The sequence below is a fragment of the Streptomyces sp. NPDC030798 genome, assembly GCF_055572275.1.
On sequence record NZ_JBVIDR010000008.1, the window covers coordinates 299346 to 313998 of the forward strand.

15 protein-coding genes are annotated in these 14653 nt (G+C 71.3%); 3 read left to right on the forward strand and 12 right to left on the reverse strand.

Annotation, left to right across the window (positions count from 1 at the left end):
- The first annotated feature begins 23 nt into the window (after positions 1–23).
- Complete coding sequence (locus tag ACZ404_RS20565) at positions 24–602, forward strand: DUF488 domain-containing protein (RefSeq protein ID WP_468441857.1); 579 nt, start codon at positions 24–26, stop codon at positions 600–602.
- Here ACZ404_RS20565 and ACZ404_RS20570 read toward each other — a convergent pair.
- From ACZ404_RS20570 to ACZ404_RS20595, 6 genes are all read right to left on the reverse strand, one after another.
- Entirely contained in the window at positions 588–863 is a 276-nt protein-coding gene (locus ACZ404_RS20570) for a hypothetical protein (RefSeq protein WP_468441859.1), read from the reverse strand. The two genes, ACZ404_RS20565 and ACZ404_RS20570, sit on opposite strands and share 15 nt — an antisense overlap.
- Before the next feature lie 111 nt (positions 864–974).
- On the reverse strand, positions 975–1367 hold the full coding sequence (locus tag ACZ404_RS20575; RefSeq protein WP_468441861.1) for an SCO5389 family protein: 393 nt from the start codon (positions 1365–1367) through the stop codon (positions 975–977).
- Positions 1368–1413: 46 nt separating this feature from the next.
- Positions 1414–2373: an ATP-binding protein gene (locus ACZ404_RS20580; protein WP_468441863.1), complete on the reverse strand. Its 960-nt coding sequence runs from the start codon at positions 2371–2373 to the stop codon at positions 1414–1416.
- Between the two features lie 91 nt (positions 2374–2464).
- Positions 2465–3019: a hypothetical protein gene (locus ACZ404_RS20585; RefSeq protein ID WP_468441865.1), complete on the reverse strand. Its 555-nt coding sequence runs from the start codon at positions 3017–3019 to the stop codon at positions 2465–2467.
- Between the two features lie 509 nt (positions 3020–3528).
- Complete coding sequence (locus ACZ404_RS20590; RefSeq protein WP_468442022.1) at positions 3529–4680, reverse strand: RNA polymerase sigma factor; 1152 nt, start codon at positions 4678–4680, stop codon at positions 3529–3531.
- Positions 4677–5096 carry a YciI family protein gene (locus ACZ404_RS20595; protein WP_468441867.1) on the reverse strand — a complete coding sequence of 140 codons (420 nt, stop codon included), beginning with the start codon at positions 5094–5096 and terminating at the stop codon, positions 4677–4679. The genes ACZ404_RS20590 and ACZ404_RS20595 overlap by 4 nt, the downstream gene beginning before the upstream one ends.
- Positions 5097–5273: 177 nt before the next feature.
- Here ACZ404_RS20595 and ACZ404_RS20600 point away from each other — a divergent pair, with 177 nt between their 5' ends.
- The gene (locus ACZ404_RS20600; protein ID WP_468441869.1) at positions 5274–5678 is read left to right on the forward strand and encodes a cupin domain-containing protein; all 405 of its coding nucleotides are present in this window, start codon (positions 5274–5276) and stop codon (positions 5676–5678) included.
- 182 nt (positions 5679–5860) lie between these two features.
- Here ACZ404_RS20600 and pntB read toward each other — a convergent pair whose 3' ends face one another.
- The 4 genes from pntB to ACZ404_RS20620 all read right to left on the reverse strand — a co-directional run bounded on the left by pntB (position 5861) and on the right by ACZ404_RS20620 (position 11576).
- Positions 5861–7315: a Re/Si-specific NAD(P)(+) transhydrogenase subunit beta gene (gene pntB / locus ACZ404_RS20605; RefSeq protein ID WP_468441871.1), complete on the reverse strand. Its 1455-nt coding sequence runs from the start codon at positions 7313–7315 to the stop codon at positions 5861–5863.
- Positions 7316–7321: 6 nt separating this feature from the next.
- Positions 7322–8890 (reverse strand): Re/Si-specific NAD(P)(+) transhydrogenase subunit alpha, encoded by a 1569-nt coding sequence (locus ACZ404_RS20610; protein WP_468441873.1) that lies wholly within the window; start codon positions 8888–8890, stop codon positions 7322–7324.
- Between the two features lie 336 nt (positions 8891–9226).
- Positions 9227–9949, reverse strand: coding sequence for a dienelactone hydrolase family protein (locus ACZ404_RS20615; protein ID WP_468441875.1), 723 nt, complete (start codon positions 9947–9949; stop codon positions 9227–9229).
- Positions 9950–10097: 148 nt separating this feature from the next.
- Positions 10098–11576, reverse strand: coding sequence for an MFS transporter (locus ACZ404_RS20620; protein ID WP_468441877.1), 1479 nt, complete (start codon positions 11574–11576; stop codon positions 10098–10100).
- A 97-nt stretch (positions 11577–11673) separates the two neighbouring features.
- On the opposite strand from ACZ404_RS20620, the gene ACZ404_RS20625 reads away from it, so the two are divergent.
- Entirely contained in the window at positions 11674–12684 is a 1011-nt protein-coding gene (locus ACZ404_RS20625) for an Lrp/AsnC family transcriptional regulator (RefSeq protein WP_468441879.1), read from the forward strand.
- A gap of 46 nt (positions 12685–12730) precedes the next feature.
- Here ACZ404_RS20625 and ACZ404_RS20630 read toward each other — a convergent pair whose 3' ends face one another.
- Together ACZ404_RS20630 and ACZ404_RS20635 are read right to left on the reverse strand one after the other, a co-directional pair.
- Positions 12731–13264 carry a hypothetical protein gene (locus ACZ404_RS20630; protein WP_468441881.1) on the reverse strand — a complete coding sequence of 178 codons (534 nt, stop codon included), beginning with the start codon at positions 13262–13264 and terminating at the stop codon, positions 12731–12733.
- Between the two features lie 127 nt (positions 13265–13391).
- Complete coding sequence (locus ACZ404_RS20635; RefSeq protein WP_468441883.1) at positions 13392–14273, reverse strand: GNAT family N-acetyltransferase; 882 nt, start codon at positions 14271–14273, stop codon at positions 13392–13394.
- Positions 14274–14653: the final 380 nt, after the last annotated feature.

Consider the following 14653-nt stretch of genomic DNA (forward strand, 5'->3'; position numbering starts at 1 on the left):
GGTCGGCCCGAACGGAGGGACGGGTGCCACATCTCCTGATCACCTTCGGGCACGGTACCGCCGGCCGTGAACAGCTCGTCCAGCTGCTTCAGAGCGCCGGCGTCACCGCCGTCGTGGACGTGCGCATCGCGCCGGGGAGCCGTCGCAACCCTGACCTGTCCAGGCCGCAGCTTGCCGTGTGGATGCCCGCCCACGGCATCACCTACCGTTGGGAACCCGACCTCGGCGGATACCGCAAACCACCCCAGGACAGCCCGGACGTCGTCTGGCGCAACGCCTCCTTCCGCGGCTACGCCGCCCACACCCGAACGCCCGGCTTCGTCGCCGCCATGGACCGCCTGCTCCGTGAGGCGGCCCTGGCTCGCACGGCGGTGATGTGCAGCGAAGCGGTCTGGTGGCGCTGCCACCGTCGTCTGATCGCCGACTTCGCCGTCCTCGCGCATGGTGTGCCGGTCCACCACTTGATGCATGACGGACGCTGGTATGCCCACGTTCCCACGCCGGGAGTGCGGCTGCGCCAGGACGGTCTGCTCGTCTACGACGACCTGGCCGCAGTACAGGCACCGGGCCCGCCGAATGAACCGAACTCACCCGGCCCCTGACCCGGCCCGGCGAGCCAGGCGGAACAGGACGCGGGCGTACACGAGGGTCGCCGCCGTGATGATCGTGGGGATGACCGCCAGCGCGAGTATGCCTACCAGCGCGCGGCTGTCTTCCGCGCGGGTGAACGGCCCCCGGTCGTCGTTCATCAGGAACCGGTAGGCGAACCACGCCCACATCGCGAGCGAAAGCAGCATCCACCCGATCGACCACTTCTCGATCCGGTGCCCGTCCTGGCGGAACCGCTCTGCGTCTGCCGTCATCTCTCCCCCTGCGTCACTGGTGATCAGAGGTCAGTTCATCACAGTGCGTACGTGCTGACGGCGCCGGTCCCTCACCCACCCGCCGCCGGACGGCCCGGGTTCGCAAGCGGCTCAGCAGTCGCGGAACTCCGGTGACTGGTTGAGGATCTGAGCCCGCAGGGACGTGAAGCGCGCGTGGGTCTCACCACCGCGTGCCTCGGGGTGGAAGGCGGCGACACGGTGGCAGTTCTGGAAGGCGAGGGCGACGCCGAAGTGGCGCTCCAGGCTGCCCCGGATGGCATCGCTGGACAACGCGCGCAACAGCTGGCCGCGTTCCTTCTCGGAGGGCGGCGGGGTCTGGTTGTCGGCGAACTCCGCTGTGCCGGAGCGCAGTTCGGCGGCCAGGCGGGCGATGAGGTCGTACGCGTACGGCAGGGACGTACGGACCGTTTCCACGAAGTCCTGTTCCCGGACCTCGCCGTTCTCGGCTTCGGCCAACAACTGCGCGGAGACGTCGAGCGACATGAAGGCTGTCCTTTTCTGTGGCTATGTTTTTTGGGACGGTAGGGGGTCAGACGAGGGCGGCCAGTGCTGGAGGGCCGTGCTGGAAGTCGGGATCGACCTGGGCCGCGAGGTCCCGGCCGGTGGCCTCGTTGGCCCAGGCGGCGGCGTTGCGCAGGTGGAACTCCACGGCGTGCTTCTGGAATGCCGCCCAGTCCTTCGGCCGGGCGTCCACCGCCTCGCGCAGCTGCTCGAGCGTGCGGGCGTTGTGCGGTTCGAGCTCGCCGTGGCCGCGGCCCTGCTCCTGGGCGCGGACGTACGAGGACTGCACGCAGTGGGCGATGAGGTCGTCGCCGACGTGTTCCTTGAGGAAGAGCAGGTCGTCCTCGCCGGTGACCTTGTTGCCGACGACCGCGATGGGAACGCCGAACGCGGCGGCGTGGTCGCGGTACTGGCGGTACACGGAGACGCTCTTACGGGTCGGCTCCACGACCAGGAACGTCATGTCGAAGCGGGTGAACAGGCCGGAGGCGAAGGTGTCGGCGCCGGCGGTCATGTCGACGACGACGTACTCGCCGGAGCCGTCGACCAGATGGTTGAGGTACAGCTCGACCGCTCCCAGCTTGGAGTGGTAGCAGGCCACGCCGAGATCGCTCTCGTCGAACGCGCCGGTCACCATCAGCGGTACGCCGTCGACTTCCTGGACGTGCCAGGAGTGAACCTCGTCGTCACCCAGCAGGCGCAGCAGCCGGGAGCCGCAGCCGGGCGGGGTCGTCTTGACCATGGCGTCGCGGGACGGGACTCGCGGGTTGCTGCCTCGCAGGTAGTCCTTGATCTCACCGGTCCGCGCGCTGAGCGGCGGGGCGGTGAACACCTCGTCCTCGTCGAGGCCGAGGGCGTACGCCAGGTGCTGGTTGATGTCACCGTCGATCGCGACGACCGGCGTGCCCGAGCGCGCCAGGTGACGGGAGAAGAGCGCGGACAGCGTCGTCTTGCCGCTGCCGCCCTTGCCTACGAAGGCCACGCGCATGGCGAGGCCCCTCTAATGAAAATGAATGTCATGCGCATAGGATGGTGGTGCGGCAGGGTGGTGTCAAATCACTTGCGCCTCAACACGCAGGTCAGGAGGGATGGTTGGCAGAATCGTCTTCCGGCCCGGGCGCGTCACCGATGGCGACGCGCAGGTCGTGCATGCCTTGCAGGATGTCGATGAGGGCTTCCTCCGCTCCGCTCAGAGCGCGTCGGGTTCCCTCCGTGTCGCCGCGTTCCGCGTGCAGCTGGGCGCTGAGCGCGTACACCGCTGTCATGACGGCGGCGAAGGCGGCCTCCCGGCCGGGCGGCAGTTCCTCCGCCTCGGGTTCGGAGACCTGCAGCGCGGTGCGCTGCAGCCGGTTCGTCACGACGTTGACCGCGACACCGGGATCCTCTCCGACCTGTTCCCGCCAGCCGAGCAATGTCTCGAGGACGTCTTCGATCTCCTCTTCCTCGGTCAGACGGGTAGCGACGGTGATCTCCAGCTCCGTTTTCGCCAGCAGGCTGCCCAGCAGGTGCAGGCGGTCCTCTTCCTGCGGCCCCTCTGGTCGCTTCTGCGGATCTGCCACCGGCTCAGCCGAAAGAGCAGCCAGCGCGGCGTAGATTTGCTGGGGACTTACCGGGCGCTCACTACTGATGCTCACGCTCTCAGCATCACCCAGCAAGCGTGTACGCGCCCGTCAGGGCACTCGGCTGCGACGGCACCCTTGGGGCCGGCCATCGGGTTCGGCGCCGGGGTGAGGAGGGCCGACATCGATGAGCTCGTCGTCCGCAAACGCAGCCTCGGGCGTGCAAACCGTCGGCCTACTACTGCCGGTAACGGCAGTTCCGGCAAGGGGTCCGGCATGCAGGTGCTCACCCGGGCCGGCAGCCAGGGCCACCGGTCCCGGCCTCTGCCGAGCTTCGCCCTCGGACGGGGACGAGCGGGTGGTCGGCCGGGGGTGGCTCCGGCACGATGGAGGCCACCGTTCGGGTGACGCCGGGGATGGCCCGGAAGCGTGGCCGGCGCAGGGCCACCACCAGCCCCGGTTCGACAGCGTGACGTCCCACGTCTCCGGCCCCGCCCGGCGCAGGACGACCGGTCCGCCTACGGATGACCGGGCCAGGTGGAGGCGGAGGGGTGCCAAGGATCCCGGAGATCTGTTGTGACGTGTCAGTGGTCCCGGGCGGTGTTGAGGCGGGCGGCCTGGCGTGTGAGGTGGTGGCGTTCGGCGAGATTGGGTGCCTTGTGGGCTGCCTCGGCGTACAGCCGTGCCGCCGTCGCCAGGTCGCCGTCGCGCTCGTGGAGGTACGCCGCCACCGCGGTGTGACGGGGGAGCGAGGCGTCCAGCTCCGCGAGCGCCGCCAGGCCGGCGCGCGGACCGTCGGCCTCGCCGACGGCGACCGCACGGTTGAGCCGGACGACGGGGTTGTCGGTCAGGCGTGCGAGTTCGTCGTACCACTCGAGAATCTGTACCCAGTCGGTCTCCTCGGCGGCGGGTGCGTCCGCGTGGAGGGCGGCGATGGCGGCCTGGGCCTGGAACTCGCCGAGCCGGTCGCGGGCGAGGGCCGCCTGGAGGATGCCGACACCCTCGGCGATCGACCGGGTGTCCCAGCGGCTGCGATCCTGTTCGGCGAGCGGGACCAGACTGCCGTCGGGCGCCGTCCGGGTGGCGCGCCGGGCGTGGTGGAGCAGCATGAGGGCGAGCAGCCCCGCCACCTCGGGGTGGTCGACCTCCTCGGCGAGCCGGCGGGTGAGCCGGATGGCTTCGGCGGCGAGGTCGACGTCACCGGAGTAGCCCTCGTTGAAGACGAGGTAGAGGACGCGCAGCACGGTGGCGACGTCGCCGGGCCGGTCGAAGCGCACGTCCGCCACAGTGCGCTTGGCCCGGCTGATGCGCTGCGCCATGGTCGCCTCGGGCACCAGGTAGGCCTGGGCGATCTGGCGGGTGGTCAGCCCGCCGACGGCGCGCAGGGTGAGCGCGACCGCGGACGACGGGGTCAGCGACGGGTGGGCGCACAGGAAGTACAGCTCCAGGGTGTCGTCCACCGCGGGCGTCGCCGTCGGCGTCGGCGCCGGTTCCCGGTCGAGGCGGTCCTCGCGTCGGCGGCGGGCGGCGTCCGCCCGGGCCTGGTCGAGGAACTTGCGCCAGGCCACGGTGACCAGCCAGCCCTTCGGGTCCCGGGGCGGGTCGGCGGGCCAGACGCGGAGCGCCTCGACAAGGGCGTCCTGTACGGCGTCCTCGGCCGCCGCGAAGTCGGCTCCGCGGCGGACGAGGATGGCGAGCACGCTCGGCGTGAGGCTGCGGAGCAGGGCCTCGTTCATCGATGGGGGCACTCGGTGATGGTGGGCGACGCGGCCAGGAACGGGCGCACCTCGAGCCACTCGTGGATCGGCCTGCCACCCGCCCCGGGAGCTGCCGACAGTTCCCCGGCCAGCTCGACGGCGCGCTCATGGCTGTCGACGTCGATGATCATCCAGCCGGCGATGAGGTCCTTGGTCTCGGCGAACGGTCCGTCGGTGACCGGCGGGCGCCCCTCACCGTCGTAACGGACCCACGACCCCTCGGGGGCGAGCGCCTGCCCGTCGACGAACTCGCCGGTCTTCTCCAGGCGGGCCGCGAAGTCGTTCATGTACTGCATGTGCGCCGAGATCTCCTGCGGCGTCCACTGGTCCATGGGCACGTTGTTGACCGGAGCCGGAGCGCCGCGGTAGTGCTTGAGCAGCAGGTACTTGGCCATCGTGGTTCTCCTCGGTACTGGTGCGACCCATTGTGGTCGCGTTCACCTCGGGGACGGAGCCGGTCACGGGTTCTCGACATCGCCGTCCAAGATTTTTTCGGTCTCTTCCGGAGGGGCCCGGGTGGGCCGTCCGGCGGTGCCGGGTACGCACCGAACCGGTTGCTAGCATCGGCCGACGTGAACGACAGCGTGTACGTGGGCAACGCGGGCAAGGACGCGCCACTGGACCGGGGATGGCTCCTCGGGCACTTCAAGGACACCGGCGATCCGCGCCACAGTGAGGCCGTGGAGATCAAATGGGGCATCCACCCCCGCGGTGACCGTCGACTGCAGTGGGTGAGAGGCGAGGAGCGTACCGCTCTGCTGGTTCTGATCAGCGGCCGTTTCCGCGTCGAACTGCCCGGCCGCAGCGTTCTTCTGGAAGAGCAGGGCGACTACGTCGTGTGGGGACGCGGAGTCGACCACTCATGGTTCGCGGAGGAAGAGTCGGTGGTGCTGACCGTTCGGTGGCCGTCCGTGCCCGGCTACGCCGTGGCAGACCCGGACCGGAACGAGCCGGGAGACGGCCCGACCGGCCCGTGACCGACTAGCGCCGCAACGGAAGGCGCTGAGCCGGACCGCCGCCCCCTCACCGCTGCTGCGGCTTCGGCTCTCTGGGGCGGCAGCCCGCAGGGGTACCGGCGTCTCGGCGACCTCGTGCACGACGGGCAGGCCGTGAGTCCGGCCCGACCCGATGACCCGACCGCGACGCCTGTCTCCTCTCCTCAGCGGTTCGTGCCCACCATGGCGGGGGCCGGAGCGTCGGTGGCGTCGAGGCTGCGCAGGATGTCCTCGACCCGCTGCTTGGCGTCGCCGAAGAGCATCTGGGTGTTCTCCCGGAAGAACAGCGGGTTCTGCACGCCCGCGTACCCCGTGGCCATGGAGCGCTTGAAGACGACGACGTCGGCCGCCTCCCACACGTGCAGCACCGGCATCCCGGCGATGGGACTGGCCGGGTCCTCGGCGGCGGCCGGATTGACGGTGTCGTTGGCACCGATCACCAGGACGACCGAGGTGGCGGCGAAGTCGTCGTTGATCTCGTCCATCTCCAGGACGATGTCGTAGGGCACGTTGGCCTCGGCGAGCAGCACGTTCATGTGCCCGGGCAGCCGGCCGGCGACCGGATGGACACCGAAGCGCACCTCGATGCCCCGTTCGCGCAGCCCGCGCGCCAACTCCGCGACCGGGTACTGGGCCTGGGCGACCGCCATGCCGTAGCCCGGCGTGATGATCACCGAGGAGGCGTCGCGCAGGAGTTCCGCTGTCTCCTCCGCGGTGATCTCCCGGTGCTCACCCTGGTCGCTGTCGCCGCTCGCCACGGCCTCGACGCCGAAGCCGCCGGCGATCACCGAGATGAAGGAGCGGTTCATCGCCTTGCACATGATGTACGACAGATAGGCGCCGGAGGAGCCGACCAGCGCGCCGGTGACGATCAGCAGGTCGTTGTCGAGCAGGAAGCCGGAGGCCGCCGCGGCCCAGCCGGAGTAGCTGTTGAGCATCGAGACGACCACCGGCATGTCACCGCCGCCGATGGAGGCGACCAGATGCGCGCCGAGAGCCAGTGCCACCACGGTGACCGCGATGAGCAGGGCCATGTGGGGCCGCGCGACGAACGCCACGGTGAGCACCACGAACGCGGCGAGCGCGCCGAGGTTGAGGGCGTGCCGGCCGGGGAGCATGAGCGGGCGGGACTTGATCCGCGCCGACAGTTTCAGGTAGGCGACGACGGAACCCGTGAAGGTGACGGCGCCGATGAACACGCCGATGAACACCTCGGCGTGGTGGATGTGCAGCAGCGAGCCGACCGCCGTCTCCCGTCCGGCGTGGCCCTGGGCTTCGACGTCGAGATAGCCGTTCCAGCCGACGAGGGCGGCGGCAAGTCCGACGAAGCTGTGCAGGACGGCGATCAGTTCCGGCATGCCGGTCATCTCGACCACCCGGGCACGCCACAGCCCGATGCCCGCGCCCGCGGCCGTGGCGACGGCGATCAGGACGAGAGCAGTGGCGTCGATGCTCCGGGAGGCCAGCGCGACCGTGGCGGCCAGCGCGATGACCATGCCGGCGATGCCCCAGACGACTCCCGAGCGGGAGGTGCGGTGCTGGGAGAGTCCGGCGAGGCTGAGGATGAACAGCAGCGCGGCGACGACGTGGGCGGCCTGTGCGGCCGTGGCGGTGGTCATCCGTGATCAGCCCTTCGAGAACATGCCGAGCATGCGGCGGGTGACGGCGAATCCGCCGAAGATGTTGATGCTCGCCAGCAGGATCGCGGCGAACGACAGCACGGTGACGGCGGTGTTCCCGTGCCCGATCTGGAGCAGCGCGCCGACCACGACGATCCCGGAGATCGCGTTGGTGACCGACATCAGCGGGGTGTGCAGCGCGTGGTGCACATGACCGATGACGTAGAAGCCGATGACGATCGCCAGCACGAAGACCGTGAAGTGGCCGATCAGCTGGGGCGGCGAGAACGCGGTCACCAGGAACAGCGCGAGCGCTCCTGTGCCGACGAGCGCGTACGCGGACCGTACGGAGCGGGTGCGGCTCGCCGGTGCGTCCCGGGGCGTGGCGGGTTCCGCGGCCGTGCCCGGGGCGGGCGCGGCGGACACCTGCACGGGTGGCGGCGGCCAGGTCTTCTCTCCGTCGCGGACCACGGTCATCGACCGCTGCACCACGTCGTCGAAGTCGAGGACGAGCCGGCCGTCCCTGCCCGGGGTGAGCAGCTTCATCAGGTTGACCAGGTTGGTGCCGTACAGCTGCGACGCCTGGGCGGGCAGCCGGCCGGGCAGGTCGGTGTAGCCGATGATCGTCACGTCGTTGTCGGTGACGACCGCCTTCCCGGCGACGGTTCCCTCGACATTGCCGCCCTGAGCCGCGGCCATGTCGACGATCACGCTGCCGGGCTTCATACGCGCCACGTCGTCGGCGGTGATCAGCCTCGGCGCCGGCCTGCCCGGGACGAGCGCGGTGGTGATGATGATGTCGACGTCGGCGGCCTGCTCGGCGTACAGCCGCGCGGCGAGCCGGTTGTAGTCGTCCGAGGTGGCTTTGGCGTAACCGTCGCCGCTGACCTCCTGCTCGTCCTGCGGGACGCGTACCGCGAGAAACTCCCCGCCCAGCGACCGCACCTGCTCGGCGACCTCGGGCCGGGGGTCGGTCGCGCGGACCACGGCGCCGAGGCTGCGCGCCGCGCCGATCGCCGCGAGCCCGGCCACCCCGGCGCCGGCCACCAGCACTTTGGCCGGCGGCACCTTGCCCGCGGCGGTCACCTGGCCGGTGAAGAAGCGCCCGAAGGCGTGCGCGGCCTCCACCACGGCCCGGTATCCGGCGATGTTCGCCATCGAGCTGAGGACGTCCAGGGACTGGGCACGCGAGATGCGCGGGACGGCGTCCATGGCGAGCACGGTGATCGGCCGCCGCGCCAGCTCCTCGACCAGTTCCGGATGGAGCGCGGGACCGATGAGCGCGACCAGTGTCGCCCCGTCACGCAAGCGGCCGATCTCCTCGCTCGAGGGGCCGTTGACCTTCAGTACGATCTCCGCCGGCCAGGGGTCACCGAGACGGGCTCCCGCCTCCTCGTAGGCCGCGTCGGAGAAGCGGGACGACTCGCCCGCTCCCGGTTCGACGACCACGTGGTACCCGAGCGCGACAAGTCTGGCCACGGTGGCCGGGGTCGCCGCCACCCTGGTCTCGCCCGCGGTGGACTCGGCGGGGATGCCGATCCGCTGGGGTTCCGCTACCGGTTCCGGTGGGACCATCGTCTCCCTCTCTCGTCGTGAACGTCGTGCTGCCGGGCCTGGCCGCCCGGGACTGTCTGTGCTTGCCCATTCATCAGTGCCCAGATCCTTCCCGTTCGGCTCTGCCGTTCCAGGCCGACTTCCTGAGCCATGCCAGGGGATACGCGAGGGAGTGCTCGATCGCTCGCCGCGACACCGAGGTCGATGCCCCCGCACGACGATCGGATCCACCGGGCCGGCTGGATCGGACCGGTGGCGCCGATGGCCGCTACCGCCACCGAGGAGGGCGGGGCTTGTCCTCGATGACGGCATCCTGCCGGCACGCCTACCGTCGGCTCCTCGCCGGACGGCTGGGCCTCACTTCAGGTGCCGGTCCAAGAACCGGCACCCGTCCTCCAGCTCGAACCAGGGGGTGCCGGTGTGCCCTCCCGGATTGGCGTGCAGTGTCTTCTCCTTGCTGCCGAAGGCGTCGAACAGGTCCAGGGCCCGTTGCCGGGGGTTCCCCTCGTCGTCCCACTGCAGCAGGAACAGCAGCGGAACGGTGACCTGCCGGGCCTCCTCGCGCTGGGCTCGGGGCACGAACCCGCCGGCGAAGAAGGCTGCGGCCGCGATGCGCGGCTCGGCCACCGCCAGCCGGATGCCGAGGGCGGCCCATCCCCCGGAGTATCCGACCGGGCCGCCGATCTCGGGCAGCTCAAGGAGGGCGTCCAGAGTGGTCTGCCATTCCGGGACCGCGTTCTCGACCAGCGGGCCGACGAAGGACTCCAAGATCTCGTCGACCGGTTCGCCGGCCCGCATCGCCCGCCGCAGGTCGGCACGGGCCTGCTCGTCGGCGGCGGAACGGGGACGGTCACCGCACCCTGCGGCGTCGATGGTGGCCACCGCGTAGCCGCGCGCCGCGGTGTACCGGGCCCGGGCCACCAGCCGGGGTTCCGCCTTGGGCAGGCCGTTGTTGTGGGCCATCAGGACCAGCGGGGCCGGTGCGGAGCCGGGCGTCCACAGGGTGCCGGGGATCTCGCCGAGAGTGAATGCGCGCTCGAGGACGCCGTCGTCGAGGCGCTGTTCAGAAGTGAAGTGCACGGTCGTGCCTTTCGGGAGGCTGTTGAACGGCGCTCCCGGACGACCTATCGCCCGACCGTGACCCCGGAGGGGAGCACCCACGTCGAAACTGCGTTCACGGGTACCACCTCCTCGTTCTGCCGCACGGCCTCGGGGAGGTTAGCAACGGTCACCGTTGCCCGCCAACGGGTTTTCCGGAGGCTCCGCGGGCCGGGTGCCGCCCATTCCGGCGCCGCGGCGGGAGCATCATGGCCGTGGTCCCTGCGGTGGCGAGGACGAGCAAGGCGGCGAGGCCGAAGGCGTCACGGGCGCCGGTGAGCGCCGCGGCGGCCGGGGTGGGGCCGGCGGGCACGGCGGCATGGAGGAAGAGACTGCCGAGCAGGGCGACGCCGAGCGTGCCGCCGAGCTGCTGCACCGCGTTGAGCAGGCCGGCGGCGGAGCCCGTCTCGTGCGGGCGGACTCGGTGCAGGGCGGTGGTGAAGAACGGCACGGCGTACAGGCCCTGGCCGGTCCCGGCCACGGCCAGCGCGGGCAGCAGCAGCCACGGGTAGGAGGCGGGCGGACTGGTGGCGTACACGGCGGCGGCCGACACGACTCCGGTGAGCAGGGCCAGCAGGCCGGCGTTCATGACCCGGGCCCCGTAGCGGGGTACGAGCCACGCGCCGGCCACCCAGGACGACACTGCCATCGCCGCGGACCACGGCAGCAGCGTGAAGCCCGCCGAGAGGACGTCGCGGTGCAGCCCGAGCTGCACCTGCGCCACGGCCACCAGCATCAGGCCGCCCACCACCGCGAAGAACAGCACGCTGGACACCAGCGCGGCGGTGAAGCCGCGGTCGGCGAACAGGCCGGGCTCGATGAGCGGGCTGCGGCCCGCGCGGGCCCGCCGCCGTTGCTGTGCGGCGAAGCCCGCCAGCACCGCGCCGCCGACGGCCGGCATGGCCCAGCACCAGCCTGGCCAACCGTGTGTGCCGCCCTGAATGAGCGGACAGACCAGCAAGCCGTTGCCCAGGACCGCCAGGGCCGTGCCGACGTGGTCCAGCCGCGGCCGGAGCGCGGCACGGTCCTCGTGCAGCAGCGGCGTGGCCGCCAGCACGGCGGCGCCGAGGGGGACGTTGACGAGGAAGACAGCGCGCCAGGAGGAACCCAACACATCTGCTTGGGTCAGCGCGCCGCCGACCACCGGGCCGGTGACCGCGGCGAGCCCCATGACCGGGCCGATGGTGCCCATGGCCCGGGCCAGGGCCGGGCCGGCGAACATGGCGCGGATCATGCCGATGGTCTGCGGGATGATCAGCGCGGCCGCGGCGCCCTGCACCGCCCGCAGGACGATCAGCGCCACCGTGGACGGTGCGAGCGCGCATCCCAGCGAGGCCAGAACGAAGCCGGCCATGCCGAGGCGGAACACCCGCCGCCGGCCGACGATGTCACCCAGCCGCCCACCGGTGATCAGGAGGACGGCGAACGGCAAGGTGTACGCGGCACTGAACCACTGGATGCTGGAGGCGGGGCCGCCCAAACCGGCGCGGATCACGGGGGCGGCGACGGTCATGACGGTGGCGTCGAGGAGGTTCATGGCCTCGGCGACCAGCAGCACGGCGAGTGCGGCCCAAGTCCGCCGTGAAGGCGGGGAGATGGAGTACGACATGCGCCCGAGCGTGCGCGCTGCCGCCGGAGCACCTCCACTCTGAGCGGCCGGATCGCCGAATCATTCCATCGGGACCTCCCTGGTGCATGATTCTCACATGCTGGACGACATCGACCGTGGACTCCTGCACGCCCTGCGCATCGACGGGCGGGCGCCGTTCAGCGCGATCGCCGATGTCCTCGGCGTCTCGGCGCAGACGGTCTCCCGCCGTTACCGGCGGCTGTCCGCAGAGGCGGCGCTGCGGGTGGTCGGTCTGGCCGAGCCGCAGCGCAGCGACCGCACCCAGTGGCTGCTGCGGCTGACCGCGGGCCCACGCCCGGCCCAGGACCTTGCCGACGCGCTGGCCCGCCGCGCCGACACCTCCTGGGTCAAGCTCGCCTCGGGCGGCACCGAGATCGTCGCGATCGTGCACACCTCCACCGCCGACGGGCCCGCCGAGCACACGCTGCTGTTGCACGACATCCCGCGCACGGCCGGCATCACCGCGGTCTCCGCACACTGCGTGCTGCACACCTACCTCGGTGGGCCCACTGCGTGGTCAGGCCACCAACAGGCCCTCAGCGCCGCGCAGCAGCGCCGCCTGCGCACCGCCGTGGCCGGGACGGCGTCCGTCACCGCAGCCCCTGGGGTGCGGACGGCTCCCGGCGATGCCGATTCCGACCTGCTCGCTGCCCTCCAGCTCGACGGTCGGGCGAGCCTGAGCAGCCTTGCCGCGGCCACCGGCTGGTCGCCCGCGACCGTGGCCCGCCGGCTGGAGCAACTGCGGGCCGGGGGCCTGCTCTTCTTCGACGTCGAACTCGACTCCACCCTGCTGGGCGTCACCACCCAGGCGCTCCTGTGGATGGCGGTCGCCCCCGCCCACCTCGACCAGGTCGCCCGGACCCTGGCCCGGCACCCCGAGCTGGCCTACGTGGCCGCCGTCACCGGCCCCCACAATCTCACCGCCCATGCCCTGTGCGCCGGCCCGGCGGCGCTGCACCGCTACCTCACCGAACGCCTGGGCACCCTGACGGCGATCCGCACCCTGGAGACCGCGCCCGTGCTGCGCACGATCAAGATGGCCGGACCGCTCCCGGCCACCGCCAGGCCACCCGTGCGCCGCCGTTAGCCCGGTGCTGCACCAGGCCGTTGGGCGAGCGGGCCGAGCCCCGGCCTCAGGCGTCTCGCCGCGTCCCCGGTGCGGCGAACCCGCGAAGCTGGGGGAGTGTCATGCCGGGGTCGAGGACGTGCGGGCCGACCTGGGCAACGGCGTGCAGGAAGACCTGGTCGTGCTCGCCCAGCACCGCGACCCGGCCGGCGTATCCGTGCCGTCGCAGCGTGCCCACGAGGGCGAGTGCGACGACCGTGCACTGCCGGGACGTGCCCGGGAGGGCGAAGCTCAGCCGGGCCGCGGTCTCGAGGAGGTCGAAGAAGAGCGGGCGGCACGCCGGTTCACGACCGCCGGGCACCGGGCCGCGCTCCAATGCCCGGCGCATGTCCCGCCAGCCGCTCACCCACTGAAGCGACCGGTGGACGCAATTGCGCCGCCACAGCGCCAGTGTCAACGCCGTCGGAGGGCGCAGGCCCTGCGCCGGCACGAGGTCCACCAGCCCGTGCTCGGCCAGCCAGGCCAACCGCAGTCCGGGGTGCCGCCGGCGTGCCTCCGGGACCGTCATGCCGGTCGGTGCGCCGGACAGCTCTGAAGCCAACTATGTCCGTTCGAAACAGAGTTGGGGAGTAAGCGAATATCGAACCGAATCGCTCCTTCCGCCAGGGGGCGCAGGGCGTCGACGGGCCGGACGAGGCCATGCCGGGGTCCGGCCCGTCTGTTCGCCGCTAGAGGTCGAGTTGGTACTGGTGTGTCGTGTGGGTGGGTGTGTAGCCCAGGCTGTCGTTGATCCGTCTCATGTACGTGTTGCTGTCGGCGGTGTCCGTCAGGAGGCCACCGAGGTCCGGGCAGTGTTCACGGGCCTGTCGGATCGACTCGGCCTTCATCCATCGGCCGAGGCCGTGTCCACGGTGCTCGGGCAGCACGCCGGTGCCGTAGTGCTGCCCATCACCCGTGCCGTTGCCGGGGACGACGAGTTCGGTGAACCCGGCGATGGAGCCGTGGGAGGCATCGATGGCGACGACGGTGTGCAGGTGGTCGCCGCGCTGTTCGACGGCCTTCGCCGCGGCGCGGACACGGTCCACGTCCCAGGTCACTGTCCCGTAGTCGGTGTCGTCCATGGGCATGTCGTCCATCGCGCGACGTGAGGCGGCGAACGTCTCGGCGAGGCCGTCGGGGACGGTTCCCTGCCATGACACCAGGCGGTAGCCGGGATGCGGACTCTCAATGATCTCGGCGAGGGCCGTGGCGTCCACATCGGCCAGTGGCAGGCGGGAGAACCTCAGGGTGAGCACCTTGCGGAAGCCGCGAGCCGCCAGGAAGTGGTCACCGGGCGATCCGGCCTCGGCCTGCGCGACAACGCAGCGTCGGGCGCTTTCCCGGGCGCCGGCCACAGCGGCGTCGAGGAGCCGGGACCCGACGCGCTTGCGTCGCTCCGCAGCGTGGACATGCAGGGTCAGTTCGGCCAGGTGATCCTGTCCGGGATCGATGAACAGACGCAGGAAGGCCGTTCCGACAGGGATGGAATCGGCGTCGGACGCCAGCCATGCAAGACGTCGGCTGTGCGGTCCGTGAGCGGGGTCGGTCAGTGGGGTGATGCGAAGCGACAAGGTGTCTCCGTCGTCAGGAGGTGGCAAAGGTCAGTACGCGGGCTCAACTGCTGGGCACTCCTGCGCATGTGCTCCACACCTCCTCGTCGACAGCGCCGATCCGGAACACCCCGGACGGCTGGGAGAATCTAGCTGGGGCATCGGTACCTCGGCAAAGAGATAATTTCGCATCAGCTTCTGCGGCGTGGTCGCGTTCGGGCCGCAGGACTCCAGGTGTGCTTCGTGCGCACCGCCGGGCCGGCCATGCTCTGCATGAGGGGCGGCCCACGACTGGGAGCCCACCTGCGCCCCCGGCCGCGACGTGTCCCTGCGCGACGCCCTCACCCGCGGCGGGCCGCTTCCCTCGGGTCCATGCCGCGGGCCGCGCACCGCGTGGACGG